Origin of the sequence: Solibacillus isronensis (genome assembly GCF_023715405.1) — a bacterium.
Lineage (GTDB): Bacteria > Bacillota > Bacilli > Bacillales_A > Planococcaceae > Solibacillus > Solibacillus isronensis_B.
The window spans coordinates 2,338,152-2,361,702 of the sequence record NZ_JAMBOC010000001.1 but is presented as its reverse complement, the minus strand read 5'-3'; the positions used below and the strand labels follow the sequence as shown (position 1 = coordinate 2,361,702).

General features: G+C 40.2%; 20 protein-coding genes, 14 tRNA genes and 2 rRNA genes. 26 read left to right on the top strand and 10 right to left on the bottom strand.

Annotation, left to right across the window (positions count from 1 at the left end; all coding sequences use genetic code 11):
- The 17 genes from M3166_RS11790 to M3166_RS19400 form a co-directional block, all read left to right on the top strand.
- Positions 1-117: ribosomal RNA gene (locus M3166_RS11790) — 23S ribosomal RNA — on the top strand; the annotation flags it as partial.
- A 74-nt stretch (positions 118-191) separates the two neighbouring features.
- Positions 192-307: ribosomal RNA gene (gene rrf, locus M3166_RS11785) — 5S ribosomal RNA — on the top strand.
- A gap of 12 nt (positions 308-319) precedes the next feature.
- A tRNA-Val gene (locus M3166_RS11780) sits at positions 320-395 on the top strand.
- A 10-nt stretch (positions 396-405) separates the two neighbouring features.
- A tRNA-Lys gene (locus tag M3166_RS11775) sits at positions 406-481 on the top strand.
- A 52-nt stretch (positions 482-533) separates the two neighbouring features.
- Positions 534-608: transfer RNA gene (locus M3166_RS11770), tRNA-Gly, on the top strand.
- 6 nt (positions 609-614) lie between these two features.
- Positions 615-703 (top strand) — tRNA-Leu (locus M3166_RS11765).
- 19 nt (positions 704-722) lie between these two features.
- Positions 723-799: transfer RNA gene (locus M3166_RS11760), tRNA-Arg, on the top strand.
- Between the two features lie 58 nt (positions 800-857).
- A tRNA-Met gene (locus M3166_RS11755) sits at positions 858-931 on the top strand.
- A gap of 12 nt (positions 932-943) precedes the next feature.
- Positions 944-1,036 (top strand) — tRNA-Ser (locus M3166_RS11750).
- Between the two features lie 44 nt (positions 1,037-1,080).
- A tRNA-Met gene (locus tag M3166_RS11745) sits at positions 1,081-1,155 on the top strand.
- 3 nt (positions 1,156-1,158) lie between these two features.
- Positions 1,159-1,234 (top strand) — tRNA-Asp (locus M3166_RS11740).
- A gap of 5 nt (positions 1,235-1,239) precedes the next feature.
- Positions 1,240-1,315, top strand: a tRNA-Phe gene (locus M3166_RS11735).
- Between the two features lie 3 nt (positions 1,316-1,318).
- Positions 1,319-1,392, top strand: a tRNA-Gly gene (locus tag M3166_RS11730).
- Between the two features lie 11 nt (positions 1,393-1,403).
- Positions 1,404-1,480: transfer RNA gene (locus M3166_RS11725), tRNA-Ile, on the top strand.
- An 11-nt stretch (positions 1,481-1,491) separates the two neighbouring features.
- A tRNA-Asn gene (locus M3166_RS11720) sits at positions 1,492-1,567 on the top strand.
- A gap of 1 nt (position 1,568) precedes the next feature.
- Positions 1,569-1,640: transfer RNA gene (locus M3166_RS11715), tRNA-Glu, on the top strand.
- A gap of 253 nt (positions 1,641-1,893) precedes the next feature.
- Entirely contained in the window at positions 1,894-3,462 is a 1,569-nt protein-coding gene (locus M3166_RS19400) for an S-layer homology domain-containing protein (RefSeq protein ID WP_285848823.1), read from the top strand.
- 343 nt (positions 3,463-3,805) lie between these two features.
- Here M3166_RS19400 and M3166_RS11700 read toward each other — a convergent pair whose 3' ends face one another.
- Positions 3,806-5,107 carry a S8 family peptidase gene (locus tag M3166_RS11700; RefSeq protein ID WP_251689979.1) on the bottom strand — a complete coding sequence of 434 codons (1,302 nt, stop codon included), beginning with the start codon at positions 5,105-5,107 and terminating at the stop codon, positions 3,806-3,808.
- Positions 5,108-5,243: 136 nt separating this feature from the next.
- On the opposite strand from M3166_RS11700, the gene M3166_RS11695 reads away from it, so the two are divergent.
- Complete coding sequence (locus M3166_RS11695) at positions 5,244-6,458, top strand: helix-turn-helix domain-containing protein (RefSeq protein ID WP_008404706.1); 1,215 nt, start codon at positions 5,244-5,246, stop codon at positions 6,456-6,458.
- Between the two features lie 158 nt (positions 6,459-6,616).
- Here the strand turns inward: M3166_RS11695 and M3166_RS11690 are convergent, their stop codons facing one another.
- Entirely contained in the window at positions 6,617-6,943 is a 327-nt protein-coding gene (locus M3166_RS11690; protein WP_251689978.1) for a DUF779 domain-containing protein, read from the bottom strand.
- Positions 6,944-7,014: 71 nt separating this feature from the next.
- The gene (exaC, locus tag M3166_RS11685) at positions 7,015-8,535 is read right to left on the bottom strand and encodes an acetaldehyde dehydrogenase ExaC (RefSeq protein ID WP_014824816.1); all 1,521 of its coding nucleotides are present in this window, start codon (positions 8,533-8,535) and stop codon (positions 7,015-7,017) included.
- A 435-nt stretch (positions 8,536-8,970) separates the two neighbouring features.
- Here exaC and M3166_RS11680 point away from each other — a divergent pair, with 435 nt between their 5' ends.
- Entirely contained in the window at positions 8,971-9,990 is a 1,020-nt protein-coding gene (locus M3166_RS11680; protein WP_251689977.1) for an AbrB family transcriptional regulator, read from the top strand.
- Between the two features lie 174 nt (positions 9,991-10,164).
- Positions 10,165-11,061 carry a heme o synthase gene (gene cyoE / locus M3166_RS11675; RefSeq protein ID WP_251689976.1) on the top strand — a complete coding sequence of 299 codons (897 nt, stop codon included), beginning with the start codon at positions 10,165-10,167 and terminating at the stop codon, positions 11,059-11,061.
- Between the two features lie 656 nt (positions 11,062-11,717).
- Here cyoE and M3166_RS11670 read toward each other — a convergent pair.
- Positions 11,718-13,100 carry a dipeptidase gene (locus M3166_RS11670; RefSeq protein WP_251689975.1) on the bottom strand — a complete coding sequence of 461 codons (1,383 nt, stop codon included), beginning with the start codon at positions 13,098-13,100 and terminating at the stop codon, positions 11,718-11,720.
- Between the two features lie 240 nt (positions 13,101-13,340).
- Positions 13,341-13,742 carry a histidine kinase gene (locus M3166_RS11665; protein WP_251689974.1) on the bottom strand — a complete coding sequence of 134 codons (402 nt, stop codon included), beginning with the start codon at positions 13,740-13,742 and terminating at the stop codon, positions 13,341-13,343.
- A gap of 272 nt (positions 13,743-14,014) precedes the next feature.
- On the opposite strand from M3166_RS11665, the gene M3166_RS11660 reads away from it, so the two are divergent.
- The 4 genes from M3166_RS11660 (at position 14,015) to M3166_RS11645 (ending at position 17,257) form a co-directional block, all read left to right on the top strand.
- Positions 14,015-14,569, top strand: coding sequence for a glycerol-3-phosphate acyltransferase (locus M3166_RS11660; protein ID WP_251689973.1), 555 nt, complete (start codon positions 14,015-14,017; stop codon positions 14,567-14,569).
- On the top strand, positions 14,556-16,073 hold the full coding sequence (locus M3166_RS11655) for an aminotransferase class V-fold PLP-dependent enzyme (RefSeq protein WP_251689972.1): 1,518 nt from the start codon (positions 14,556-14,558) through the stop codon (positions 16,071-16,073). Before M3166_RS11660 ends, M3166_RS11655 begins: the two co-directional genes overlap by 14 nt.
- 411 nt (positions 16,074-16,484) lie before the next feature.
- Complete coding sequence (locus M3166_RS11650) at positions 16,485-17,030, top strand: RNA polymerase sigma factor (RefSeq protein ID WP_251689971.1); 546 nt, start codon at positions 16,485-16,487, stop codon at positions 17,028-17,030.
- Between the two features lie 20 nt (positions 17,031-17,050).
- Positions 17,051-17,257 carry a hypothetical protein gene (locus M3166_RS11645; protein ID WP_251689970.1) on the top strand — a complete coding sequence of 69 codons (207 nt, stop codon included), beginning with the start codon at positions 17,051-17,053 and terminating at the stop codon, positions 17,255-17,257.
- 46 nt (positions 17,258-17,303) lie between these two features.
- On the opposite strand, the gene M3166_RS11640 is transcribed toward M3166_RS11645, so the two are convergent.
- The 5 genes from M3166_RS11640 to M3166_RS11620 form a co-directional block, all read right to left on the bottom strand.
- Complete coding sequence (locus M3166_RS11640) at positions 17,304-17,729, bottom strand: MarR family winged helix-turn-helix transcriptional regulator (protein WP_251689969.1); 426 nt, start codon at positions 17,727-17,729, stop codon at positions 17,304-17,306.
- A gap of 24 nt (positions 17,730-17,753) precedes the next feature.
- Positions 17,754-18,155, bottom strand: coding sequence for a transcriptional regulator SpxA (gene spxA / locus M3166_RS11635; RefSeq protein ID WP_008404676.1), 402 nt, complete (start codon positions 18,153-18,155; stop codon positions 17,754-17,756).
- Positions 18,156-18,761: 606 nt separating this feature from the next.
- Positions 18,762-20,342 (bottom strand): ABC-F family ATP-binding cassette domain-containing protein, encoded by a 1,581-nt coding sequence (locus M3166_RS11630; RefSeq protein ID WP_251689968.1) that lies wholly within the window; start codon positions 20,340-20,342, stop codon positions 18,762-18,764.
- A 254-nt stretch (positions 20,343-20,596) separates the two neighbouring features.
- Entirely contained in the window at positions 20,597-20,782 is a 186-nt protein-coding gene (locus tag M3166_RS11625) for an SE1832 family protein (RefSeq protein ID WP_251689967.1), read from the bottom strand.
- 92 nt (positions 20,783-20,874) lie between these two features.
- Positions 20,875-21,909: a PseG/SpsG family protein gene (locus M3166_RS11620; RefSeq protein ID WP_251689966.1), complete on the bottom strand. Its 1,035-nt coding sequence runs from the start codon at positions 21,907-21,909 to the stop codon at positions 20,875-20,877.
- A 111-nt stretch (positions 21,910-22,020) separates the two neighbouring features.
- Between M3166_RS11620 and M3166_RS11615 the strand changes: the two genes are divergently transcribed.
- Complete coding sequence (locus M3166_RS11615) at positions 22,021-22,824, top strand: NAD(P)H-binding protein (RefSeq protein ID WP_251689965.1); 804 nt, start codon at positions 22,021-22,023, stop codon at positions 22,822-22,824.
- Between the two features lie 165 nt (positions 22,825-22,989).
- The gene (locus M3166_RS11610) at positions 22,990-23,544 is read left to right on the top strand and encodes an NADPH-dependent FMN reductase (protein ID WP_008404666.1); all 555 of its coding nucleotides are present in this window, start codon (positions 22,990-22,992) and stop codon (positions 23,542-23,544) included.
- Positions 23,545-23,551: the final 7 nt, after the last annotated feature.

The following is a 23,551-nucleotide window of genomic DNA, read 5'->3' as shown; positions in this document are numbered from 1 at the left end:
ATTTCCCATTACGCAAGTAAGTAAGACCCCTGAAAGACGATCAGGTAGATAGGTTCGAGGTGGAAGTGCGGTGACGCATGCAGCTGACGAATACTAATCGGTCGAGGACTTAACCACATTTTATTGCACAATTCAATGAAACGTTTATCCAGTTTTGAAAGAATGAAATTTCTTTTAACTAAATAATTAAGTGAAGTGATGATGGCAAAGAGGTCACACCCGTTCCCATACCGAACACGGAAGTTAAGCTCTTTAGCGCCGATGGTAGTTGGGGGCTTCCCCCTGCGAGAGTAGGACGTCGCTTCGCTTATTTTTTTTGGGAGGATTAGCTCAGCTGGGAGAGCACCTGCCTTACAAGCAGGGGGTCGGCGGTTCGAGCCCGTCATCCTCCACCATTTTAATCAAGAGCCATTAGCTCAGTTGGTAGAGCATCTGACTTTTAATCAGAGGGTCGAAGGTTCGAGTCCTTCATGGCTCACCAGTTTTATAATCATTTTATATACTGTCAGAATAAAAATTCTCTAATGCATTTTGCGGAAGTAGTTCAGTGGTAGAACACCACCTTGCCAAGGTGGGGGTCGCGAGTTCGAACCTCGTCTTCCGCTCCAAAAAATGCCGGGGTGGCGGAACTGGCAGACGCACAGGACTTAAAATCCTGCGGTGAGTGATCACCGTGCCGGTTCGATTCCGGCCCTCGGCACCATCTTTTAAATAAACAATATGCGCCCGTAGCTCAATTGGATAGAGCGTCTGACTACGGATCAGAAGGTTGTGGGTTCGACTCCTGCCGGGCGCGCCATATAACTCAACTGGATAAAGCTTACACGCTTTACAAGTAGAGATAAACTTATCATCATGGCTACCTAGCTCAGCTGGCTAGAGCATTCGGTTCATACCCGAAAGGTCGTGGGTTCGACTCCCTCGGTAGCCATTTTATACTTTTGGAGGTATACCCAAGTCTGGCTGAAGGGATCGGTCTTGAAAACCGACAGGCGGGTAACACCGCGCGGGGGTTCGAATCCCTCTACCTCCTCCATTTTTACAAACTGAGTAATGAAACAAGTTTAAACATAATATTGTCGCGGGGTGGAGCAGTGGTAGCTCGTCGGGCTCATAACCCGAAGGTCGCAGGTTCAAGTCCTGCCCCCGCAACCAAATGGTCCCGTGGTGTAGCGGTTAACATGCCTGCCTGTCACGCAGGAGATCGCCGGTTCGATCCCGGTCGGGACCGCCATTTGTGGGTTTGTAGCTCAGTTGGTAGAGCATTAGATTGAAGCTCTAAGTGTCGGCGGTTCGATTCCGTCCAAACCCACCATATGCGGGTGTAGTTTAGTGGTAAAACCTCAGCCTTCCAAGCTGATGTTGTCGGTTCGATTCCGATCACCCGCTCCAGTTTTTAAATAGGGCCTATAGCTCAGCTGGTTAGAGCGCACGCCTGATAAGCGTGAGGTCGATGGTTCGAGTCCATTTAGGCCCACCAAATACAATTATTCCGAAGTAGCTCAGTTGGTAGAGCATCCGGCTGTTAACCGGCAGGTCGCAGGTTCGAGTCCTGCCTTCGGAGCCATGGCCCGTTGGTCAAGTGGTTAAGACACCGCCCTTTCACGGCGGTAACACGGGTTCGAATCCCGTACGGGTCATTTCTAAGCATGTAGCAGAGGCTACATGCTTTTTTGTTTGTAAAGGAATTTAAATTTTAATTTCCAATATAAATCCTCGAACTAGGAATTATCAATATTAGGTTGTTTAGAAAAAGACAAATCCCACTTCTAATTTTGAGTAATCATGAATGGATGATCAATCCATTACTACCAAAAAGATTTATTAGATACTATTCGAAAATAACTTCCTTTCTTTATTAAAAAACCTATAATGTATAAGGGAGGTTAGAAAATGAAAAAAGTATTTAGTTTATTATTAGTGTTTCTTCTAGCTATATCCACAATGTTACATACTACAACGACGAGTGCAGAACAAGTGTTTACCGACGTACCGCCAAAACATAGTAATTATCAGGATATAGCTTATTTATTGAATAAAGGGATTATTAGTGCCGACAAAAAGACGTACGGTGTAAAAGATATTGTGACGCGCGAAGAAGTGGCTGTCATGGTTGCAAAAGCTGTTGGTCTTGATGGGACACAACGAGCGACAAAATTTAAAGATGTTCCGAAGTCACATAAAAACAGCGGATATATTCAATCAGCTGTAGAAGCCGGTATCATTAACGGCTATACGGATGGCACGTTTAAGCCGACAACAAAAGTGACACGTGGTCATATGGCGGCATTTATTGCACGTGCATTTGATTTACCGAAGGGTACGAAAACATTTAAAGATGTAAAAAAAGGGCATACGGCATATGAAGCGGTAAGTCAATTAGCTGCAGCAAAAATTACAACTGGTTATGAAGACGGTACATTTAAGCCTGCGAATAATTTAACTCGTGCTCATATTTCTGCGTTTTTAGCACGTGCGGTGAAATATCAGGAGAGCTTAGGATCATCATCTTCTAAATTGAACGTACATTTTTTAGATGTTGGACAAGGGGACTCGATTTTCGTACAAGCACCAAATGGCAAAACAATGCTTATTGATGCAGGGACGAAAGAGTATGGGAATACGGTTGTTGCTTATTTGAAATCTAAAAATGTAACGAAACTTGATTACGTAGTTGCAACACATCCGGATGCCGATCATATTGGTGGATTGGCTGCAGTACTGGAAAGCTTTACGGTTGGTGAATTTATTAACAGCGGAAAAGTCCATACAACGGCAACGTATGAAAACTTACTGCAGATGGTAGCCGATAAAAAAATTCCTTATACAGAGCCGAAAGCGGGAGACTTGATTTCATTGGATTCAAATATGAAGACTCAAGTTTTAGCTGTCAATGCACAAGCAAGTGATATGAATGATGCTTCGATCGTCTTAAAGCTGACGTATCAAAATATGTCCTTCTTATTGATGGGCGATGCGGATGCAGGAATCGAAGAGCAAATTGCGAAGAAATATGATGTTTCCGCAACGATTTTAAAAGCGGGTCATCACGGTTCAAGTTCAAGTAGTTCGCTTGGATTTTTACAAAAAGTAAATCCGAAAGCGGTTATTTTAAGTTATGAAGAAGGCAACAGCTATGGCCATCCGCATAAAGAAGTGCTTTCAAACATTAAAACGGTTGGTACGAAAGCTTACGCAACTGCACAGGATGGAACAATTGTTGTGACAACGAACGGTCAATCCTACTCGATCAGTGCGAAAGAGTTCATCTTGCCGAATACGACACCTGAAAAACCAAAAGGTGATGTGAATTCTGGAACGTATGTTATTCCAGGAGCACCGACTGCATTTAAAAACTGTACAGAAATGCGGGTTTATTATCCGAAAGGTGTCAGCTCATCGCATCCCGCTTACGCAACAGCAAGAGACGGCGATAAAGATGGCTGGGCTTGTGAATTATAATATACGTGAAGCAGCTTAAGTGATATTTACTTAAGCTGTTTTTTTATTGGGCGTTTTTATTAGAACAATGTTGCGGGATATTAGAAAAGTTGTAGGGGATATTAGAAGAAATCAGAAGGATATTAGAAGTTGCGCCGGTTTCATCTATTTTTTAGTCTTGTATGCGGTCGAATTCGCAAAACTGTAATGCGATCAGATTTATATTAGAACATTCTCGAACATATTAGAACACTGCGACCAACCTTAAAAAGTTTTACCGTTAAGGAAAGGGGGAGGAAAAAATAAATGAAAAAACGAAACACCAGCAGTACGTCCGGTGTTTCGTTTTTTATTACATCCTTTATTACTGAACGCGGGCAAACCCGAATCCTGAAGCGTAGTCATCGCCTGTAGCGGTACCGTAACCGCCTTTAATATCTACAGCTTTTGCGCGTGTTTGTAAGTTAGAACGCAGTTGCGTGTGTGACCAAGACGGGTTTTGCGCCCAGATTTTTGCTGCTAAACCTGATACGTGAGGTGTAGCCATCGATGTTCCGCTAATTGTATTGTAGCCGCCGTTATACCATGTAGAATAAATGGCTGAACCAGGAGCTGAAATTTCAATATCACCTTGTTGAATGACATAATCGCCATCCGTTGAAGCATAACCGCGTGAAGAGTAGTCAGCTACACGGTAAGTGCCGTTTTGCTGTACATTTTCCAATGCAGCTACTGCAATGGCGTTCGGTAATGCACCCGGATAGCCGATTGTTCCTTGTGCATAGCCTGAGTTACCAGCAGCTGCTACTACAAGTACGCCTTTGCTGTATGCATAGTTGACAGCACTTGAAATTAGGCTGTTGTTCGCTGAAGAACCTAATGACATGTTAATAACTGTTTTTGTACGAGTAGATGTTGCTTGATCAGCCGCATGGCGAATCGCAGCAGCAATATCATCCGAGTAACCAGAACCGCTGTCTGTTAACACTTTGTATGCCCAAAGATCTGCATCTGGAGCAACACCGTAGACGCCACCTTGGTCGCTTCCACCATCAGCCAATGCTGAACCGGCAACATGCGTACCGTGGCCGTTTCTGTCAGTACAGCTATTGTTTACAACAGTAGTTGCAGTCGTAAAGTCTTTACATTGCTCCACATTGTTGGCTAGGTCAGGGTGGGACGTGTTCACTCCCGTATCAAGTACGGCGATATTTACGCCGCTTCCTCCAGATGTAGATGTTAAAGAACTATTATTATAAATCGCTTTAATTCCCCATGGTACTTGCTGGGAAGCTCTTGCGTAAGCTGATGCATCCGGCGTTCTATCTTCTACTGTATAATCCTCGCCCAACTCCAAGTTGATCGGATCTAAAGAAACGACAGGAACTTTTGTGACTGTGAAATTTTTATTCTTTTGTAATGCCTGAAATTGCTTTTCATTCATTTCCGTTGAAAATCCGTTCTCTGTTAATTCCCAACGAGCAGAATATTGTGCCTTTGCTGATTGTTTTGCAGACTGGTTGTTTGCTTCAATGTACACACGGAACTTTTCTTGGCCGACATTGTTTGCCGAATCGTCTTCGCTACCCAAAGTTGCCGCATGTGCTGGACTCATCAATGACCCTGCAATCAAAAGACTAAATAACGTACTCTTCACTTTTTTCATTTTTCCTGACCCCTTTTCAAAATATATTTAGATTACATATTGAATTTATCACATTAATAGTTTTTTGATTATTGGGAAAATATTAAGTATACTAGATAAACTAACAAACTAACTTTAAAAGGGGTGTGGTATTTGAATGAAAATAGGTTCTTTAATAAAGTACTACCGTACAAAGCTTGGAATGACTCAAAATGAGGTAGCAGCGGGAATTTGCTCGATTCCACATTTAAGTAAAATTGAGAATAACAATAAAGAAGCAAACTGCGAGACAATTCGACTACTCTTGGAACGTTTAAATATTAATAGCCGTGATGTAGAAAATAGCGAACACCATATCATAAAGTTATTGAAAGACTTACAAAAACAGATCAATTACCTAGAAAATGAAAAAGCTATTGCGACAATGGGGCTATTAAAAGATTATGAAGAGATCATTGGTTTTACAGAATCAGTTTATTTATATGAACTTTATAAATTACGTTACTACGTGTTTATTAACGATTACAAAATGGCGGAACATCAGTTGAAGTGGCTAAATGCCCACCGTCAGAATTTTTCCCAACATGAGAGATATTTACATTCTTACTATTATGCATTAGTTTTAATAACAAGGGGTAAGTATGCAGAAGCAGCTGTAGAACTAACTAATATACTTAAGACAAGCTCGGAACTTGGATCACTGGAAGGGGAGTTTTACTATCACTTTTCGTTAATAAAAGGCCGGCTGGATGAACCGAGCCAGGCGATTCTTTATGGGAGAAAAGCACTGCATTATTATAAGGATCAGTTTAATTTTAAGCGGATTATTTATACTTCCATGTCGCTCGCTCTTTATTACGCGCAGGGGAAAGTATTCCATGAAGCAATCGAAATTTATGATCATCTCTTGAGAAATGTGGAACTGATGCAGCAACAGCAGTTATTGCCTGCTATATATCATAACCTTGGGGATTTATATCAAATGAGAGGCGAATATGAAAGAGCCCTCGTTTATTTTGAGCAAAGTGCTTCGTTAATGGAAAATAACAGCGATAACTATCTATTTTGTTTATATAATTTGGGCATGACGCAATTTCGCCTTGATCAAAAAGTAGAAAGTTTCAAAACCTTTACTATGTTAAAGGAAGAAGCAAAAAGTAAGAGAAAACTAAGTTTTAATTTATTTGCTTCTTTTTATTTATATTTGCTAGGTGGACAAGAAAAGAAAGCAATGGAATTTTTGGAGGGGAGGTTAATTCCGTTTACAGCAAACAGTGAAGAGTTTAAAGAAATGCACCAGCAGTTTTCTTATTTACTGGGCGAGTATTACAGGCAAGAAAAGAAATTTGAAAAAGCAATCCAATTCATTTAATTATAAAGGAGACGAGGAATATGAAGAAAAACGTTAAATTATCGTTATTATTATTAAGTGTGGCATTGGTGACATTGTCTATCCCAATTTATCCCCCAGTTTTATCATAATAAAAAGCGCCATTCAGAAGCTTTTAAGCTGCTGGATGGCGTTTTGCATTATTTCATAACCTTTGATTTCATCAAAAAAGCAAAGCCTTCCGCGCTCTCCAATGAAAAAGATGCGCCCTGACCTTCCATTACATCAACAAGAACTTGCATATGCTTTAAATACTCCGACTGATGCTTATCAAAATAATACGGAACATCCGCAATTTCCCCGAGAAGTACAAGCTGGCTGCTAATATAGTGCCCGTCCTTTGTAAAACACATTGGCACCGTACCATCACAGCAACCGGAAGACTGCTCAAACACCAAGTTTCCATGCTTTGCCTTCAACAGCTCGATAACCTCAATCGCTTTTTCAGTCGCGATTAACTTTTCCATAAAGCATCCTCCTAAAAAAAGAGGATGTACTGTAAAAGCACATCCTCTAATAGTTCGCTTCTTGTTTCGGCTTAGAAGAAACCTTGAGCGTTTTTGTTATAGCTTACTAACATACATTTTGTTTGTTGGTAGTGATCTAACATCATTAAGTGGTTTTCGCGACCGATACCTGATTTTTTATATCCGCCGAATGCAGCGTGAGCAGGGTATTGGTGGTAAGTGTTTGTCCAAACACGACCAGCTTGGATACCACGTACAGCGCGGTAAGCTGTATCCATGTTACGTGACCATACACCAGCACCTAGACCGAATTCAGTGTCGTTAGCGATTTCCATAGCTTCTTCGAAAGTAGAGAAAGTTGTTACAGAAAGAACTGGACCAAAGATCTCTTCTTGGAAGATACGCATTTTGTTGTGACCTTTGAATACTGTTGGTGCCACATAGTAGCCGCCTTCTTGGTCAGCATCTAATTGGTTTTGGTAGCCGCCGATAAGTAGCTCAGCGCCTTCTTCTTTACCGATTTCGATGTAAGATAAGATTTTTTGTAATTGCTCATTTGAAGCTTGAGCACCCATCATTACTTCTGTATCTAACGGGTTACCGATTTTGATTGCTTTAACGCGCTCTAATACACGTTCCATGAATTTGTCATAGATAGATTCGTGAACTAATGCACGTGAAGGACATGTACAAATTTCGCCTGAGTTTAATGCGAACATTACTAAACCTTCGATAGCTTTATCTAAATACTCATCGTCATGATCCATTACGTCTGGGAAGAAGACGTTTGGTGATTTACCGCCAAGCTCTAATGTTACAGGGATAATATTCTCTGTAGCATATTGCATAATTAAACGACCTACACCAGTAGAACCAGTGAACGCCACTTTGTTGATACGTGGATTCGTAGCAAGTGGTTTACCAACTTCGATACCTAAACCATTAACAACGTTGAATACGCCTTTTGGTAATAAGTCTTGAATTAATTCGATTAATACCATGATTGAAGCTGGTGTTTGTTCAGCAGGCTTCATTACGATTACGTTACCAGCAGCTAATGCCGGAGCAATTTTCCAAGAAGCCATTAATAATGGGAAGTTCCAAGGAATAATTTGACCGACAACCCCGATTGGCTCGTGGAAGTGGTATGCTACTGTATCGTTGTCGATTTCAGAAATTCCGCCTTGTTGTGCACGAATCGCACCAGCAAAGTAACGGAAATGATCCACTACTAAAGGAATATCAGCGTTTAATGTTTCACGTACTGCCTTACCGTTGTCCCATGTTTCAGCAACAGCGATTTTTTCTAAATTTTCTTCAATGCGGTCTGCAATTTTATTTAAAATATTCGCGCGGTATGCAACAGAAGTTTGTGCCCAGGCACCTTTAGCTGCATGTGCTGCGTCTAATGCTAATTCAATATCTTCTTCAGTTGAACGTGCAACTGATGTAAATACTTTACCAGTTACAGGTGATTTTACATCTAGGTATTGTCCTTTTACAGGAGCTACCCATTCGCCACCGATAAAGTTATCGTATTTTTCTTTAAAGTTAACTACTGCACCAGCAGTATTAGGGTTTGCATAGATCATCTATTAACACCTCTATTATTGTTTTAAAGTTATAGTAACTTTATGTCTTAATTATGCAACTAAGTAAGTAAAATAGCAAATGAAAATGCTTACATACTTAGTTATGTCGTTATACTTGTAAAATGAAATCGCATGAAAAAATCATTTTTGGTGAAATTGTTTGTGTACTGATACAGTGGTTTTAGGTGGGTGAGGTGATGGAAAAAGTGGATTAAACCTTATATTATTATAATGAATGGTTATTATATAACAAAAATATATAGTGGAACTATATGTATAAAAATTCATGAACATTTATAAAAAATTTTTATATATTATATTTTCTATTTAATTAGTAGCTTTATAAGGGGTGTATTACCAGTTTAAAAAGTTGTTCGCATTACGAAATAATTTGAGTTAAAATGAACGTATTCATCAAAGAAAAGGGGAGAAGTTATGCTTCTTGTATTCGTCATTGCACTTATTGGGGCACTTCTATTCTCCGCGCTTTCACTGCCGATTCCATGGCTGATCGGTCCTATTTTTTCGGTACTGGTTGCCCAGTTTTTCATAAAAGATAGGCTGAGATGGCCAGCAGTTTTGCGTAATACTGGACTTATAATCGTCGGTGTCGCGATTGGACAGCAATTTGATTTCTCGCTATTTTCCGATTTCAAATCATTGCTGTTCTTTATGGTCATCGTCAATGTTCTATTGTTTGCGTTTTGTTTAGGTATTGCATGGATTATTGCCCGATCAACGGGTCTTACATTTAAAACAGCCGTCGCTGCCAATGTGCCAGGTGGATTATCTCAGCTTGTATTGTTTGCAGAAGAAGAAGGGGACGTCCATTTAACAGCAGTCACTTATTTTCATATTGTGCGTGTGTTGGGGGTCGTGCTGCTCATTCCGTTTTTAGTATCTGGTCACGTTGTTGGGGGGGCGAGTATTCCGTTAACATGGGATGTTTGGCAAGTGATCTTGGTCATTTTGCTCGCTGCTGTTGCCGTTCCGCTTGGCAGAAAATTAAAGCTGCCTGTCGCGCACTTTTTAACGCCAATCATCATTGTTATCGGATTAAAATTCTTTGGAATTGAAGCGCCGACAATGCCAAGTGATGTTCTTCATATTGCGCAAATTTTAATCGGTGCCTATATCGGGCTGTTATTAAAGCCGGAAACATTGCGTCTTCCATTGAATGTTTTGATCGGTGGGATTGCCAGTACGGTTGCGATGATTATTCTCACATACGGCACAAGCTTGCTCATCGCCCGGTTTTTAGATTTAAGTTTTGCGACAAGCTTTTTAAGTACAGCACCTGGTGGACTCGATCAAATGGGGCTTTTAGCGGCTGCGGTTAAGGCGGATATTTCCGTTGTAACGGTTTTCCAGCTGTTTCGTTTGCTGTTTATATTCTTATGTGTACTACCTATTATTAAGTGGGTTTACCGAGAGCGGGAAGAGTCTGTACAATAATGAATGATAAGCCGTTTCGTTAATTGTCTGCCCAGCAATCCAATCATTAATTGTGACAGGATTATCACGACATTTTAAATGGGAAAATGAGAAAAAAAGCCTGGATGCTAACCCTTTACGTCCTGATTAGGTTATACTAGAGAAAGTGATTAATTAGGAAGTAGGATTAAGAACATGCAAACGCAATCGAATCGACAGTTGTGGGCGCAAGCAGTGAAGACCGGCATTATAAAATCTAACTTAATTCCGATGATCGCGGCATTAATGCTCGCCCTGTATACGTATGAATTAAATTTTATTGATCATATTCCCGCTATTATTTATGCAATTATTGGTTCTGCGGCCGTCATAGCTGCTGCAGGTGCATATAACAACGTATATGACCGGGACATTGATCAAATTATGCCCCGTACAAAAACACGTCCAACCGTTACTGGAGAACTTTCTGCGAAGTTAGTGCTAATTGTTGCGACGATTTTATTAATACTAGGATGTACGGCGCTTTATTTAGCATCACCGTTAGCTGCTTTGTTAGGGTTTTTAGGTGTATTTTTCTATGTTGTCCCTTATACAATGTGGACAAAACGCCGTACGATCTGGAATACAGAAGTTGGTAGTATTTCAGGCGCTATGCCCCCACTTATTGGATGGGCAGCCGTCGCTCCGGATCTTTGGCATCCGGCTGCATGGGCACTGTTTCTAATTATGGTCATTTGGCAAATGCCGCATTTTTATGCCATCGCCATTCGTAAAAAAGAAGACTACGCCGCGGCGAATATCCCGATGCTACCTGTAGCAAAAGGGGAGCAACGCACATATATTCAGTCGAATATTTATCTCGTGCTCCTAATTTTATCGAGCTTTTTATTTTTACCGCTTAGCTTAGGTTTAACAATCGTTTCTCTTGTCCTTGGTGTCATTTGGCTCTGCATGAGTATTGCGGCATCAAAAAAACAAGGTGAGAAGAAATGGGCGAATATTATGTTCGGCTATTCGCTCTTCCATATGATGGCTGTATTTGGGACAGTCTTTATTTATGCAACAGTTGGCATGATTTTAAATGCGCTTTAAAGTTGTAGAATTAAAAACTCATTCATTTTCTTAGAGGGAAAATGGATGGGTTTTTTGTTTATAGAGGCTGAGCGCATGCATAGGTTTGTTCCTTTTTTTTTAGTGAAAAGTACTTATATATAATGAATTTCTCTTTTAAATTATAAAATTTCATCAAAAATCAACTAAGTAATATCAAAATATTATTATTTTCTATCCGCTTGTTGAGAAATTGTGAACAGAAAATGTGAGCATAATATGACAATGAGAACCCTCGTGTTTTTTGATGGAAGGGGACATGTTATTATTGGTTTATCAAGTAGAGCGGGTTGCATGGTAGGCAGACTTGCTCACTCATTGATATGCTATGTTACTCATAAATCTCGTACATGACTTCGACAACATATAAAACCCCCCTATTTTTTATATGGTCTCGTACGGATTACAAAAGACTCCAATGCTGTAGTGGGCATTGGAGTCTTTTTTGTTTAAGGCTAGGCTAAAGAGCCAACTCCACGCAACATTTCGGTCCCTCGTGCAAAAGTGGTGAAGCATTTACTTTTGCGTCGGGCCCTCCAATGTCAGAGGCTCACATGATGTGGGTCATTATGGGCATGCCACAGGGACATGGCGTTTTGCCCACTAGGAGTTGGACTGGCGCTTTAGCACTTTTATCTTTAAAATTTAATTGTTGCTACTTCATGCATGTAATCGCCAAGTACTCGCAAGCCTTGGTCGAAGTTTTCAAGATGGAAGTGTTCGTTTGGTGCATGGAAGTTTTCACTTGAAAGACCGAAGCCCATTAGCACAACAGGCAGGCCTAAAATTTCATCGAATGCTGCAACAATCGGGATTGATCCGCCACCGCGCGTATAAGCTGTAGGTACTTCGTATACTTTTTCATATGAACGACCTGCCGCCTGAATTGCCGGGTGGTCAAATGGTGTTAAATAAGGTTTTCCTTTATCAAATTCAGAAATCGTTACTTCGACACCAGTTGGTTTATGCTTTTCAATATGCGCTTTCAGTAAAGAAACGATTTCTTCAGGGTCTTGATCCGGTACCAAGCGGCATGTAATTTTTGCACCCGCTTCAGCAGGTAATACTGTTTTAATGCCTTCACCAGAGAAGCCGCCAAATACGCCGTTCACTTCCAATGTTGGACGTGCCCATGTTTGTTCCAAGTAAGAATAGCCAGCTTCACCGAATAATTCTTTCACACCGACTTCTTCTTTTAATGCTTCTTCATCAAAGTTTAGGTCACGGTAAGCTTGACGCTCTTCTTCAGATAGGGGACGCACTGAATCATAGAAGCCTTCCACTTGAATTGTCCCGTGCTCATCACGGAAAGATGCTAAAATTTCGGCAAGTGCATGGATCGCGTTTTGAACACCGCCGCCATAAAGGCCAGAGTGCAGGTCACCTTTTGCACCGCGCACATCAATCTGCACACCTGTTAGTCCGCGTAAGCCATAGCATACTGCCGGTTTTCCTTTTGCGTATAGACCTGTATCGGAAATGACGATCAAGTCTGCAGCTAATTTTTCTTTATTGTCCTCTGTATACTGTGGAAGAGACGGACTGCCGATTTCCTCTTCACCTTCATAAATGAATTTCACGTTTACCGGTAATGTACCTTCTGTCGCAAATAACGCTTCGATCATTTTTAAATGCATGAACACTTGTCCTTTATCGTCCGAAGAACCACGTGCAAACAGTTTATTGTCGCGGATGGCCGGTTCAAAAGGAGGTGTTTCCCATAAGTTTAACGGATCAACTGGTTGTACATCATAATGACCGTAGAACAGAATCGTCGGTTTGCCTTCAGCATGAAGCCATTCCCCATAAACGACCGGATGACCAGCTGTTTCATCTACTGATACGTTTTCGATGTTTAATGATTTTAAGTGGTCTGCCAGCCAGTTTGCCGCTGACAACATATCTGCCTTATGCTCAGATAAAGCGGAAATACTAGGAATGCGTAAAAATTCGTTTAACTCCGCTAAATGACGTTCACGGTTTTCTGTGAAGTAAGCATCTAATTTTTCTAAATGACTCATATGATTGAGTGCCTCCCTTTATCTTATTCAGCAACCCTCACCTTTTCAGGAGAATGTTGAGCGCTTGTTTGTTTAATTCAGCGAGTATCTTAAAAGCCCGCTGAATGAAGATAAGCCTCTGGCAGATGTCACAGATTTTTAAAGGAAATTTTTGAGTAAACTCAAAAAATCTGGACGCAATTACGCAGAGGCGTAATTGATTCGGTTGTAGAAATAATTATAGCATAGAACATCTGGAAATCAGCTTCTCATCTTTCCTTTTTTTGACCCTGCGTCAAACACCCAATACATTGTCGCTGTCGCAATGGCAAAGACAATTCCGCCATATAAAGGCAAGTAAATGGATTCCATCATGAGGGAAATTGTCATTAAAAGCGTGAAGGAGATGAGTAGATGCGCAAAGTATTTATGGAACCGTTGATGCAAAGTTGTTTTTAATTCAATCAGGACATCGGATACCATGACAAGCCCAAACTCTATAATCCCGTAAATTAGGATGAACCCAATTAAGTTGCCCCAACCTTCAAATTCAATTCCGACAAGCAGTAAAATTCCTACTTCCACGGAAATTGCGATTCCGATGATCGCTATAAATAGTAATCCGATAAAAATAAAGCCGATAAAACCTCCGAAATTCTTCATATAAACTCCTAACAAATTTGAATAGATAATAGTTAGTATAAATGATTTTTAGAAAAAAGAGGGAAGCACGCTCCGTGAGGGAATATAAAAGCAAACTTTTTTCAATTGATTCTCTAAATGATTATATGGAGTACCCGCGAATAATTATTTTATAAACCCATTTAAAGTTAAGAAATACTGAATTGTGTTTTTGATAAATATGGAAAGCAATCGGTGCAACTTCTGCTCAAATACGCTACGATAAAAATAATAAATCCAAAAGGGTGATCAGGATGTTCTATATATTGCTAAGTTATTTATTCGGTACAATCCTTTTTGCGGTCGTTATAGGGAAAATAAAAGGAATTGATCTGCAACATGCAAATAGCGGCAATCTTGGAGCGCGAAATGCCGGACGCACATTAGGTAAGTGGGCTTTTATCCTCGTGGCAGTGGGGGATGGTATGAAAGGGCTGATCGTAGTAGAAACAGGGCGTATGCTGGAGCTTCCTGAACTGACGATTGCACTTGCTGTCATTGCTGTAGTGCTTGGTCATTTGTACCCGTTTTGGAATCGCGGAAAAGGCGGAAAAGGAGTAGCAACGGTAATCGGAGCAATGGTCGCTTTTTCGCCGTTATTGATATTAGTATTTTTAACCGGCTTTTTATTGAGCCTGCTCGTAACAAAAAGTGCAACACTTAGTATGACAGGCGGATTCATCGTGTACGGACTAGTCTCGAGCGTATATATGGATGCAGGGTTTATCGTAACGATTGCACTTGTTCTCGTTATTTGGAAACAGCGTCAAAGCATTGTAGAGAGGGTGAAACCAAATGTACTGGAGTAAAATTGCAGCAACAGATGAAGAGTTCGACGCAATTGCAGCATTAAATTATGAAACATTTGTGGAGGAAATTCCTCAACATGAGCACAATCCTTCGCGTCGTCTCATCGATAAATTTCATGAAGAAAATGTATATGTGATAGTTTATAAAAATACGGAAATGGTTGGTATGGTAGCATTCCGCGATACACGACCATTTTCAATCGACCGTAAAATCGGGGATGTAGAAAACTATTTGGATGCAGAAGTTTGCGAGCATTTATGCGAAATCCGGCTGCTCGCGGTAAAAAAGGATCACCGGAACGGACGTGTTTTTACAAAGCTTGCAACAGCGATCTACCGCTATTTTTATGATGAGGGTTATACGGCATGTGTCATTTCCGGTACGGTACGTGAAGAGAAAATGTATACACAAATGGGGTTCAGACAATTTGCTTCAGCCGTCGGAACAGAGGAAGCACGTTATTTGCCGATGGTTTTAACACGGCAGGAAAGTGCGGTTTTCCGTGAGCGTCTGCGTGAACAGAATATAGTGTTTTTCCCAGGACCGGTTGCATTGGAAAAGCCGCTCATTCCATCAACGATTTCTCATCGCTCCGTAAAATTTCAACAAGAGCTTGATGAGATGGAAAATGAGTTATGTAAGCTAGCAAAGGCAAATTACGTAATACCGCTTGTTGGTACAGGGACACTTGCCAATGATGCGATGCTTGGCCAGATGAAAAGTGAATTTCCTAATGAAGCCGGACTAGTATTGGTGAATGGGGAGTTCGGCCATCGCCTTTATAACCAGGCAAAACAGTGGGGTCTACATATTGAAAAAATCGATGTTGGATGGGGAAATCTATTCGATATTGCGCAAATTGAAGCATATTTACAAATGGGCGGTTATCGATACATTGTATTTGTGCATGGCGAAACGTCAAACAGTATATTGAATCCGCTTGACGAGTTACGGGAGCTGGCGGATAAATATGATATCAAGTTATGTGCGGACTGTATTAGTTCGTTTGGTTCTGTACCATTTTCAATGCAGGGGCTTCACTATGCAACAGCAGTTAGCGGGAAGTCGCTCGGTGCGATGGCGGGACTTGCTTTCATCTTTTGTAAGGAACGGCCGTTTTCGAGTGATGCGCCGTTGTATTTAAATTTGCCTTATTATATAGAGAAACAAATTCCATTCACATTGCCGCATTATTTTGTGGAAGCTGTCAGTGATGCACTAAAGTTTTATCCGGGGCGCTTTGAAGTATTGGAAAAGCGGATGGCAACAATTAAAAATTCGGCATTTAAAGTAACAGCAACTTATCCGATGATTGCTACATGGGAACACCCGAAAATGGCAGAACTTCTTACTATATGTGCATTGAACGGCTTTTTACTGCATGGTGACAGCGCTTATTTAAAGCAACGCAACATCGCCCAAATCAGCACAATCCAGCCAAGTTTTGAAAAGGATTTTAAAAGATTACAAGAATTGCTTACTTATGTAATGGAAACGTTGTAGGGGATATTAAGGGATAGTTGATTGGAATGGAGGGGAGGCGACTCCTAGGGGGCTAGCCCGAGTGAGAGCGCAAGGAACAAAAGCTAAGAACGCCACGTCCTGTGGCAACGCTTTTGTGACCAACATCGTGTTGGCCTCGGGCCCCTGGAAAGCGTCCGACCCGGAATGGAAATCAACCATACTATAATGAAGAGGCGTTTACTATCATATAGAATTTTATAATGCAGAAACATTTATTTCGTTCAAATGATTACAACCAATCTTACAGCATTGTAAGGTAATTGAAAGCCAATCCGATAGAGTGTAATAGTTTAATTTGGCACAATAAGGTCATAAGGAAATTTAACATAAACATACGATGTAACTATGCCAAGGGCGCACTTCATATAAAATCTATCGGAGGACTTTCAAATGAATGAATTATTAACGACTATTTATGATGAATACAACCGCTACATTTACCATCTTTGCTTAAAGCTTACACGCAATCAAAACGAAGCAGAAGATTTAATGCAAGAAGTTTGGGTAAAAGTTGTACGCTATGAAGAATCAGTATCAAAAGTAGACCATGTAAAAGCATGGCTTACAACAATTACGATGAATACATTCCGCGACCGCTATCGCAAAAATGTACGTCGCAGTAAATACATGATGAATCAACCTGAACAATTAGACGTGCCGATTTTAGATTTGGTTCCCAACAATGATTTTACGACAGAAGAGCTTGTGGAAAAAACAGAAATCACAAAAATCGTCCAAGAGAAAATGGGCCAACTTGATAGCATTTACCAAAAAACATTATGGTATTTCTATGTGGACCAATTCTCACTAGCTGAAATTTCCGAGCTGATGAAAGTATCAATCGGTACTGTAAAATCTCGTCTGTTCCGCGCAAAAGCACGCTTGAAAGAAATTTTATTATCCGACAATGGTGTCGCAGAAGCAGTATTGGCTTAGTAAATTATAGGACGAAAGCTATGGCAGAAAGTTGCCATGGCTTTTTTTCCGTCTATGAATGGCGAATAAAAATAAAAGTGGCCAATATATCAGGAAGAGGCGAATATTATTTTAAAGTGGCTATTTTTTCTTTGAAAGTGGAGAATACAGAGGCAGTTGTGGCGAATACGAAAGAAGAAGCGGCGATTATCACACTAAAAGTGGTGAATAAAGTAAAACACGATTAGCAGAAGCCAAACAAAAGAACACATGAGCATCATATGCTCATGTGTTCTATAACTTCGTACATTTATCAAAAATTGCCGTTAAAGTTTTAATTTCATCTTCTGTTAACATGCCGAACAGGTTTTCGAAAAGATTGTCTACTTGCTGTTGAGAGCGTTCGAGCACTTCGATTCCTGCTTCGGTAATATGAATTTGCGAAGCGCGGCGATCCGTTTCATTTTGTGTTTTTTCAATGAGCCCCGCCTTAATGAGCTTCGTCGTCAAAACCGTCACGCCACCTGTAGTCACTTTCAGCTTTTCTGCAATGGCAGAAGGGCGCTTGGGGCCATCTGTATGCAAGTAAGCTAAAATTAAAATATGTGATTTCGAGAAGCCTAACTGATTTTGACTGTTCCATTGATTAGCAATTTTGCGTTCCAACGATGTCATCTTTTCAAAAAGTTCGGTTAACTGCTCGCGTTTATGCTCATTCATCAGTGTCAACTCCAAATGTTATCACTATTCTACGGCTAATTTCTGGAGGGCATTTAATTCAAATGCACGCACTTTACGAGGGATGAAACGACGAATGTCCATTTCGTTATAGCCGATCTGAATGCGTTTTTCATCAAGTAAAATAGGGCTGCGCAACATACGAGGATGCTGCTGTATTAAGTTGTACAGTTCTTGAATGGATAACTGGTCAATATCAATGTCCAGGTTTTTGAAATCATTCGAGTTTGTCGCAATAATTTCATCCGTACCATCTTCTGTCATACTTAAAATATGTTTAAACTCTGCTAAAGTCAAAGATTGAGATGTTGTTCTTTTTTCAGTATAAGTAATATTATTTTCGTTTAGCCATTTCAATGCTTTTCGTGATGAGGAACAGCTCGATTGTGTATAGATTGTTACTGTCATAATTAATTTCCTCGCTTTCCCATAATCAATAATTTGGTGATAGCTTAGTTGTAAGACATTTACTTATAATAATATCTTACCAGTAAGCTATTTATAATGCAATAAGTTTATTATATGTTTCCCTTTAACTGTTTACCCATTCTTCTAATAATTTATACGTATAAAACTATAAAAAGTTTCTAATTTAATATTACAGTTTTGTAAAGTAGAAACTAGAAGAGGGAGGGGACCTGCTGGGCGCGGTTAGTTTTGAACAGGAAATTATTCTAATATGTAGTGGGAGTGCTCTAAAAGACCGCGACTTTTTAATATATTCTTGAAATATTCTATATAGAACTTACTATTTAAAAATTTTTTCTCGAATAAAGAGGTTGACTGCGATTACCCAATAAAACAGCATTTGTTCCAATAAGTATGGCAGTTTTTAAATAAGTGCTCGAACAATTTATATATTCTTCAGCTATACCAAAAAATCCTTGCGAAGCGCTAATATATTAAAGAAAAATTCTAAAATTTGCATAGGATTTTCAAATATTTGCCATAATTCTTCTAACACACTAAAAAAACAGCGCACTCCTAAAAAAGAGTGCACTGCTTCATTAAAAACTATTTAAATTCGTTTAATTCCTTCGTTTCACGAGTCGTAAACCAGTCTTGCACGTTCCACACTTTTGTCGCTAAACCTTCATAGAACTCCGGCTCATGCGATACTAGAACGATTGTACCTTTGAAGTCCTTCATGGCGCGTTTAAGCTCTTCTTTCGCATCAACGTCCAAGTGGTTTGTAGGTTCGTCAAAGATCAGCCAGTTTGTTTGATCCATCATCAGCTTGCAAAGACGTACTTTAGCCTGCTCACCACCAGAAAGAGAATTCAGCGGACGAGTAATATGGTCTGTTTTCAGACCGGCACGTGCCAATGCTGCACGAACTTGTGCTTGTTCCATAGAAGGGAACGCATTCCACACATCATCGATCGGTGTGATTTTATCTGCTTTTACTTCTTGTTCGAAGTATGATGGCTCCAGATAGTCGCCTAAAATCACTTTACCGTCCAACGGTTGAACTTTGCCTAACATTGTTTTCAGTAAAGTCGATTTCCCGACACCGTTCATGCCGACTAATGCAATTTTTTCACCACGTTCGATTTGGAATGTAAGTGGCGGCAATAATGGTTTTTCTTTATCATAGCCAATTACTAAGTTTTCTGCTTCCACTATATAACGGCCAGGTGTACGCGCTTCTTTAAAGCTGAACTCCGGTTTTACGGCAGTTTCCGGGCGATCGATACGCTCCATACGGTCCAGCTGTTTCGCACGTGATTTTGCACGGCCGCTTGTTGAGTAACGTGCTTTGTTGCGCGCAATGAAATCTTCCTGCTGCTTAATAAATTCCTGCTGTTTTTCATATGCATCTATATGCTGGCGCTTATTGATTTCCGCAAGCTCGATAAACTTTTCATATGTCGCAGTGTAACGCGTCATTTTCGTGAACTCTAAATGTAGAATTACATCAACAACATTATTCATAAATTCCGTATCATGCGAAATTAACAGGAATGCATACGGATAGTTTTTTAAATAGTTTTTCAGCCAAGTAACATGTTCTTCATCAAGATAGTTCGTCGGCTCATCCAGTAATAATACTTTTGGTTTTTCAAGTAAAAGTTTAGCAAGTAAAACTTTTGTACGCTGACCACCAGATAATGCGGCAACATCGCGCTCCAGACCAATTGCATCTAATCCTAAGCCACGAGCGATCTCATCAATTTTCATATCAAGGCTATAGAAGTCACCAGCATCCAATGCATCCTGGATTTCAGACATTTCTTCCAATAGGCTGTCGTAATCTGCATCAGGTTCGCCTAACTCCACTGAAATTTCATTTAAACGATCTTCCTTCTTATATAAAGGTGCAAACGCGTCACGTAATGCATCACGCATAGAACGGCCGGCTGTTAAAACCGTATGCTGATCTAAATAACCGTAATGTGTGCCAGGCAACCACTCCACTTTTCCTTCATCGTGAATTGCTTGCCCTGTAATGATGCTCATCAATGTCGATTTCCCAACACCGTTTGCACCAACAAGTCCGATATGATCGCCTTCAACAAGACGGAATGAAACCTCTTTAAATAACGTACGGTCACCAAATGAATGACCTAAATTTTCAACAGTTAATATTGCCATATATAATCCTCCGAGTGTTTTAGTGTTTCCTACTAATAACGTTGATTTCCGTTTCGGCGGACGCTTTCCGGGGGCGTGGCCTGACACGAACGTCTCAGGCGTCACGCTTTTCCCCCAGGAAGCTTTGAGTGACTTCTTTGACTCCGCTTCGCTCTGCAACGAAAGGCGGAGCCGGCAGTTGCACTCGCCGCCTACACTCCAATCAACTAGATTCTTGTTTATAAAAAATTTTATCCATTAAAAAACCCGCAACATTAAAGTGCTGCGAGCTGTTTGTTTAGTTCTGCTAGCCGTGCTTCCATATTTTCAAGGCGTGCGAGCGCTTGTTTTACTGAGTCTGCATGGCCAAGTGATTCTAGCTTTTCCATATCGCCTTGAAGATTGATGTAATCATTCTTTAATTCGGCGATTTCCTGCTGAAGCTGGTCTTTTGTTTGCATCATTAATTACTCCTTTATTTTCGGAAATTAATCTTTTCATATTGTAACATAATGCATACATTTATGTGATGGGGAAAGCCTAACTTTTTAAGTTAAATATGTGCCATATTATGACGGGCATAAGCTAAATCGAGCAGCAGGTTTTTCAGAATATCATTGTTTGTCAAAATTTCAAGACTGCGCTGCTTTCGGACAGCACGTTCACGGCGCTGCTCATGAAGCAAGAGCTCCATTACGGCATTTTGAATAATGGACTGCTTCATTTTTCGACCTAACCCGATATGGATAAAGCCGTTCATCTCGCGTGTAAATGCATAATTCAGTTCATTATCCTGTTGGGCCGTTGTAATACAAGGAATTCCTGCTGCTGCCACTTTATATGGCGTATAGTTGGCATTGCAAATAATCAAGTCTGCTTGCGGCATCAACTCGAGCAGGGCATCAGGTTTTTGAACGATGACGGTATTTTTCCGGCTTAACGCCATCATTTTTAGACTATCGATGTCATGATGATAGTCATCATCAATCGCAACTGAAATCTTTAAGGGAATTTGAAGTTGGGTTAAGTGGCGTAAAGTACGGTAAGTCAGGTTGTTGCTATCCCCATCTTCAAATGCGACAACAATATGCGGAAGTGAATCTTTAATTGAGCTATCGGGTTTTTCAAGGATTTGATGTGCGACTTTTTCTAAATTTGGCGTTACGGCAAACGCATAGCTGCCGGCAAGCTCATGTGTATGGGTCTCTTCATGGGACTCACCAAACAACGAAACGATATGACAGTCGCTAAGCTGTGCACCCATGCCAAAATCATCAAAATGAACAATCGTCGGGCAAAACGGTTTAATCATTTCAATTTGTTCAACTTGGGTATCTTTGCCTTCATGGATGATTAAATGAGGTTCCAATTCACGAATTTTCTTTTTGAGTTCGATAAAACGTTCAAACTTTACAATATTTAAGCCTGTTTGGGCTAATTTATCAAGAAGCTGTTCGTTTGCAGTTTTCACAAAGAGAACGACCTCTTCTTCCTGCAACAGATTTGCCAATGTTACTGCACGCTCAAAAGGATAAGTTCCTTTAATCTCACAATGCTCGATAATCCATATAATTTTTCTTTTTTGCACGTAAATCCCATCCTTTCCACTATCTCTATAAAATATGGTGGAATTGCCGAAATTATGAATGAGAGAGTTTTCTACATATACATACATCAAAATAAAGAAAAGAGGAAACATATGAAAACGATGCGCTCGGCGTTGGTCGTAGGTGCAACAGGATTGGTCGGTTCTTCGCTTGTGAAGTTACTATGCGAGAGTGAGGAGTATGCTGCAGTCAATGTCATTTCGAGAAGACCGCTTGATTTTACGCACCCGAAGTTAGTTGTAAAGCTGTGTGAATTTGATCAGATTGCCGACAAGGATATTGAATTTGCTCATGAAGTATTTTGTTGTTTAGGAACGACGATGAAAAAAGCGGGTTCAAAGCAGCAGTTTGAAAAGGTCGATTTTGAGTATCCGCTAACGATTGCAGCTATTGCAAAAAACCGCGGGATCGGCCATTTTATTGTTATTTCTGCAATGGGAGCAAATGAAAAGGCACTTGCTTATTATAGTAAGGTAAAGGGAAAATTGGAGGCAGAACTTGTTAAAATGGATTTCCCTCGACTATCAATCGTACGTCCATCACTCATTACAGGGAATCGCCAAGAATTCCGTCTAGGAGAAACGATTGGCGATAAAGTATTAAAGATACTTAATCCGATTTTATTCGGACCGCTGAAAAAGATGCATTCCATAACAGCAACACAAATAGCATTGGCAATGAAAGTAATTGCACTTCACGGGAAAGAGCAAAATGTGGCGATTTACTTATCAGATGAACTGCTGGAAATGCAAATGCCCATGATTGAAAAGAGAGAAGCTTTAGCAGAAGAAGAAGAAGTGACCTTTAACTGGGATAAATACAAGGAAGACACATTGCCGACAGTAAATATTGAGGACGTAGAGGGAAGTGGGAAAAATGAAGAGCGGGGTAAATAAGGCTTAACAATCCTCACTTCCAGTTAGGAAATTATTGAAATCCCTTTCCCGATATAACAATGTAAGACGAAAGACTGAAATTAAACTTTACTAAGCAACTACCTATTAAAAAGCAATGTTATTCTGATACAATATGAGTACAATGATTTACATGGAGGAACATTTATGAAAATATTACTTGTCGATGGAACCATTTTTGGTCGTAAAACCGGCGTTCTTTTGGAACAGGTTCAACAATATATTCAAGCTTTCAACCCTTCGCTAGAATTAGAGATTTTATACTTCTCAAAATTACAGCATCAAATTTTAGACGGCAGTCCGCTAAATGATGATATGAAAAAAATGATACAAAAATTTGAAGAAGCAGATGCTTACATTTTCGCATCACCGATTTTCCAGGCATCGATCCCAGGCGTACTGAAAAATGCCTTCGATATGATTCCACCAAAAGCGTTACGTTACAAGCCTGCAGCTATTATCGGCAATGGTGGAACATACCAGCATCATTTAGTATTGGAAAACCAATTGCGCCCGATTCTTGATTACTTCCGCTGCCTAGTTACACCAAACTATGTATACACACATGCGGATCACTTTGATAAAGAAAATAAAATTATCGATGAAGATGTGCACAACCGCCTGCGCGAACTTGCACGAGTATTCGTTCAATATTGCGAAATGACAAAAACATTATCAAAACAAGCAGTTGATATGCAATAACCATTAG

Excerpts from the sequence above, each read along its gene's own strand:
- M3166_RS19400 (WP_285848823.1), top strand. The coding sequence starts at position 1,894 with ATGAAAAAAGTATTTAGTTTATTATTAGTGTTTCTTCTAGCTATATCC.
- M3166_RS11700 (WP_251689979.1), bottom strand. The coding sequence starts at position 5,107 with ATGAAAAAAGTGAAGAGTACGTTATTTAGTCTTTTGATTGCAGGGTCA.
- M3166_RS11695 (WP_008404706.1), top strand. The coding sequence starts at position 5,244 with ATGAAAATAGGTTCTTTAATAAAGTACTACCGTACAAAGCTTGGAATG.
- M3166_RS11690 (WP_251689978.1), bottom strand. The coding sequence starts at position 6,943 with ATGGAAAAGTTAATCGCGACTGAAAAAGCGATTGAGGTTATCGAGCTG.
- exaC (WP_014824816.1), bottom strand. The coding sequence starts at position 8,535 with ATGATCTATGCAAACCCTAATACTGCTGGTGCAGTAGTTAACTTTAAA.
- M3166_RS11680 (WP_251689977.1), top strand. The coding sequence starts at position 8,971 with ATGCTTCTTGTATTCGTCATTGCACTTATTGGGGCACTTCTATTCTCC.
- cyoE (WP_251689976.1), top strand. The coding sequence starts at position 10,165 with ATGCAAACGCAATCGAATCGACAGTTGTGGGCGCAAGCAGTGAAGACC.
- M3166_RS11670 (WP_251689975.1), bottom strand. The coding sequence starts at position 13,100 with ATGAGTCATTTAGAAAAATTAGATGCTTACTTCACAGAAAACCGTGAA.
- M3166_RS11665 (WP_251689974.1), bottom strand. The coding sequence starts at position 13,742 with ATGAAGAATTTCGGAGGTTTTATCGGCTTTATTTTTATCGGATTACTA.
- M3166_RS11660 (WP_251689973.1), top strand. The coding sequence starts at position 14,015 with ATGTTCTATATATTGCTAAGTTATTTATTCGGTACAATCCTTTTTGCG.
- M3166_RS11655 (WP_251689972.1), top strand. The coding sequence starts at position 14,556 with ATGTACTGGAGTAAAATTGCAGCAACAGATGAAGAGTTCGACGCAATT.
- M3166_RS11650 (WP_251689971.1), top strand. The coding sequence starts at position 16,485 with ATGAATGAATTATTAACGACTATTTATGATGAATACAACCGCTACATT.
- M3166_RS11645 (WP_251689970.1), top strand. The coding sequence starts at position 17,051 with ATGGCAGAAAGTTGCCATGGCTTTTTTTCCGTCTATGAATGGCGAATA.
- M3166_RS11640 (WP_251689969.1), bottom strand. The coding sequence starts at position 17,729 with ATGAATGAGCATAAACGCGAGCAGTTAACCGAACTTTTTGAAAAGATG.
- spxA (WP_008404676.1), bottom strand. The coding sequence starts at position 18,155 with ATGACAGTAACAATCTATACACAATCGAGCTGTTCCTCATCACGAAAA.
- M3166_RS11630 (WP_251689968.1), bottom strand. The coding sequence starts at position 20,342 with ATGGCAATATTAACTGTTGAAAATTTAGGTCATTCATTTGGTGACCGT.
- M3166_RS11625 (WP_251689967.1), bottom strand. The coding sequence starts at position 20,782 with ATGCAAACAAAAGACCAGCTTCAGCAGGAAATCGCCGAATTAAAGAAT.
- M3166_RS11615 (WP_251689965.1), top strand. The coding sequence starts at position 22,021 with ATGAAAACGATGCGCTCGGCGTTGGTCGTAGGTGCAACAGGATTGGTC.
- M3166_RS11610 (WP_008404666.1), top strand. The coding sequence starts at position 22,990 with ATGAAAATATTACTTGTCGATGGAACCATTTTTGGTCGTAAAACCGGC.